Raw genomic sequence first — 3,535 nt, forward strand, 5'->3', positions numbered from 1 at the left:
ACGGCCTGGAGAACGCCCCGGAGGCGTTCATCTCGATGCTGCGCGGTGGCAATGTCGGGAAGATGGTGGTGCGGACCGGCTGAGGTGGGGCCGGGCAGGGAGGCGGTTGGCGGCGGGCGTCCTGGGGGCGTCCGCCGCGCGCGTGTTCCCGGGCGCCCGCGCGATCCCCGGGCAGCCACGCCGCCGGGGAAGCGGGCGCGGGGCGGTCCCGCGCGGCCGGTCCGCTCAGCCGGGCGCGGCGCCGGGTGGAGGCCGGTCCCGCGGCCGGCGGGCGGCACGGACTCCGGCGCCCGCGGGCCGTCCGCCGGCCGCGGCGATCCGGTCGGCCGAGGGCTCAGCGCCGGCCGGCGGCGATTCCGTCGATCCGCTCGTGGTAGGTGCGGCGGGTGCGCTCGGTGTGCTCCCGCATCAGGCGGGCCGCCTCCTGCTCGTCGCGGGCCTCGATCGCGTCGATCATCCGCGCGTGCTCGTCCCAGGAGGTCCGGCCGCGGGCGCGGGCGATGGGGGCGTAGTACCAGCGGACCCGGCGGTCCACCTGCGCCGCGAGTTCGGCGAGCACCCGGTTGCCCGAGACCTCGGTCACGCTCCGGTGGAAGTCGGCGTTGGCCGTGACGACGGCGTCCACGTCCCCGTCGTCGACGGCGGCCAGACCGGCGCGCCACAGGTTGCGGAGCCGGGCGATCTCGGCCTCGTCGGCGTTGCGGGCGGCCAACCGGGCGGACTCGGTCTCCAGCAGCGCGCGCACCGCCAGCAGCTGGTCCGCCTCGCTCTCCGTCGGCTGGTGCGGTGATGAGGTCGAGCAGCGCCTCGTAGACGGCCTCGCGCAGGGGCACCGGGCGCTGCACCTGGCCGGCCAGCACGGCAGTCGACGGCTGGGACGACATCCGAGACGACATGAGGCACTCCATCCCCGCGACCAGCCGGAGGCGTCGTCGCTGTTTATGGTCCACAGTCTACAAAGAACATCGGGGTCTCGACCCGGCTCCGTCAGTACGGCAGTTCCACCAGCTCCACGGGCCCGGCGGAGTCCGGAGTGCCGTCCCGCGGGGGCAGCACCGCGAGGGCGTCGGCCACGGCGGCCCCGCGCAGCGCGGCGGGGCCGTCCCCGCCGACGGGGGCGGCCCGCCCGTCCCGGACCCGGACGGCCACGAGACGGGTGTCACGGGCATGGCGGTCGGCCGGCCCGGCGAGGTGGGCGCGCCGCCCGGCGTGCGCCGGGTCCCGCCGCCCCGCCAGCGCGGACAGCGCCGGGACGAGCAGGGTCAGTGCCGCGACCAGGGCCGCGTTGGGGTTGCCGGGCAGGCCGACCACGAGCGGCCCTCCGGGGAGCGCGGCGAGCAGCTGCGGGTGCCCGGGGCGGCAGGCGACCCCGTCGACGCCGACGTCGGCCGCCAGCGCGTCGAGCGCACCGCGCAGGTGGTCGGCCGGGCCGGCCGAGGAGGCACCGCAGACCACGACCAGCTCCGTCGCCGGGTCGGCGGCCGCCGCACGCAGCTCGGCGGTCAGCCGGGCGCGCCCGTCGGCCACGTGGGCGCTGCCGGCGAGGACGCCCCCGGCCCAGCGGACCAGGCCGGGCAGCATCGGGCCGATGGCGTCGCGCACCGCACCCGGACCGGGCAGGCCGGTGGGGACCACCTCGTCACCGGTCACCAGCGCGGCGACCCGGGGGCGCCGCACCGGGAGGGAGTCGTGGCCGGTGCCGGCGGCCAGTCCCAGCAGCGCGGGGGTGACGACGGTGCCGGCCGGGGCGAGCACGGCGCCGGCCGGCACGCTCTCGCCGCGGTGGCGCACGTGCCGGCCCGGCCGCACCGGCCCCTCGATCCGGTCCCCGTCGCACACCGCCCGCTCGTACGGCAGCACCGCCTCGGTCCGCGCCGGAACCGGCGCTCCGGTGGCGATCTCGACCGCCTCGCCCGGGCGCAGCCGCCGCACCGGGCCCGGCCGCCCGGCGAGCGCGCGGCCGACCAGCCGCCACGGCCCCGGTCCGGCCACGGCGTAGCCGTCCATGGCCGCGGAGTCGCAGGCGGGGACGGCCGCGCGGGCGGTCACGGGCACGGCGAGCGCGGCGCCCAGCGCGTCGGCGAGCGGGACGTGGGCGACGGGAGCCTCCCGCGTCCCCGTGCGGAGGTGGGCGGTCGCGAGCTCGCGGGCGGCATCGCGAGCCCGCGACCACGTCGTGGCGCGGTGCCGGACGGGCACCGCGGGTGCGGTGGCCACGGGTACGGGGGGCTCCATCGGTCTCCCTTCACCACTCGGGCGGCGGTGCCGCGCCGGTGGGGCGGCTGGTGAGAAGAACCTGAAATGTTGCCGTTCACCCGGCATCGGCGGTTCCTTCTGCCGGTCGACCGTCCACCGAGCGTCCAACTTCTTTTTAGCATACTGTATACACATTCCCTACGGCGGAAGGGAACATCCATGCGAATAGCGATCCTGGGTGCCGGAGCGATCGGCGCCTACGTGGGAGCCGCGCTGGCACGCGGCGGCGCCGACGTCCACCTCATCGCGCGGGGCGCCCAGCTGGCCGCCCTCCGCGCGCACGGCGTGCGGGTGACCAGCCCGCGCGGCGACTTCCACGCCCACCCGCACGCCACCGGCGACCCGCGCGAGGTCGGCCCGGTCGACGCCGTGTTCCTCGGCCTGAAGGCCCAGCACTACGCCGGTTGCGGGCCGCTGCTGCGCCCGCTGCTCGGCCCGGAGACGGCGGTGGTCGCGGCCCAGAACGGCATCCCCTGGTGGTACTTCCACGGCGTCAGCGGCCCCTACGCCGGCCACCGCGTGAACAGCGTGGACCCGGACGGCGCGGTCAGCCGCACCATCCCGGTGGAGCGCGCGGTCGGCTGCGTGGTCTACGCCGCGACCGAGATCGCCGCACCCGGCGTGATCCGGCACCTGGAGGGGACCCGCTTCTCCATCGGCGAGCCCGACGGCAGCGTCTCCGCGCGCTGCCGCGACTTCAGCGCCGCCATGGTCGCGGGCGGGCTCAAGTGCCCGATCGAACGCGACCTGCGCCACGACATCTGGGTGAAGCTCATGGGCAACATCGCCTTCAACCCGCTGAGCGCGCTGACGAGGTCGACCATGGCGGAGATCTGCCGGGACGCCACCTCCCGGGAGCTCGCCGCCACCATGATGCGCGAGGCCCTGGACGTCGCCGCCCGGCTGGGCGTGCACACCGAGATCTCGGTGGAGCGCCGCTTGGCCGGCGCCGAACGCGCCGGCGACCACCGGACGTCCACCCTGCACGACCTCGAACGCGGCCGGCCGATGGAGCTGGACGCCATCCTGACCGCGGTGGTCGAGCTCGCCGACCTCACCGGAGCGCGGGTGCCCGCGCTGCGGATCGTCAACGCCGTGGCGACGCTGCTCAACGAGCGGCTGAGCGCGCCGGCCGCGGCCGGCGCCGCTCCGCTCGCCTCGGCCGGGTAGGCCGCCCGGCGAAGCGACGCCCACCACGGCCGCACGGGCCGTGGTGGGCGGGTCGCACTCTCAGGGCGCGGGCTCCGAGGTCGGACCCGGCCAGAGCGGGCGGGCTGCT

At 77.3% G+C, this 3,535-nt stretch carries 2 protein-coding genes and 1 pseudogene; 1 reads left to right on the plus strand and 2 read right to left on the minus strand.

Features of this window, described 5'->3' with window-relative positions; translation table 11 throughout:
- Positions 1-334: 334 nt before the first annotated feature.
- Both DEF28_RS26130 and DEF28_RS26135 read right to left on the minus strand, forming a co-directional pair.
- Positions 335-884, minus strand: a pseudogene (locus tag DEF28_RS26130) (GntR family transcriptional regulator).
- Positions 885-987: 103 nt separating this feature from the next.
- Positions 988-2,235 carry a molybdopterin molybdotransferase MoeA gene (locus DEF28_RS26135; RefSeq protein WP_114400852.1) on the minus strand — a complete coding sequence of 416 codons (1,248 nt, stop codon included), beginning with the start codon at positions 2,233-2,235 and terminating at the stop codon, positions 988-990.
- Positions 2,236-2,415: 180 nt separating this feature from the next.
- Between DEF28_RS26135 and DEF28_RS26140 the strand changes: the two genes are divergently transcribed.
- A complete protein-coding gene (locus DEF28_RS26140) occupies positions 2,416-3,426 on the plus strand; it encodes a 2-dehydropantoate 2-reductase (RefSeq protein ID WP_114400853.1) in 1,011 nt (336 codons plus the stop codon).
- Positions 3,427-3,535: the final 109 nt, after the last annotated feature.

The sequence above is a fragment of the Marinitenerispora sediminis genome, assembly GCF_003336425.1.
Lineage (GTDB): Bacteria > Actinomycetota > Actinomycetes > Streptosporangiales > Streptosporangiaceae > Marinitenerispora > Marinitenerispora sediminis.

What these genes read in the sequence shown, in the direction of transcription:
- DEF28_RS26135 (WP_114400852.1), bottom strand. Translation starts at nt 2,235, where the DNA reads ATGGAGCCCCCCGTACCCGTGGCCACCGCACCCGCGGTGCCCGTCCGG.
- DEF28_RS26140 (WP_114400853.1), top strand. Translation starts at nt 2,416, where the DNA reads ATGCGAATAGCGATCCTGGGTGCCGGAGCGATCGGCGCCTACGTGGGA.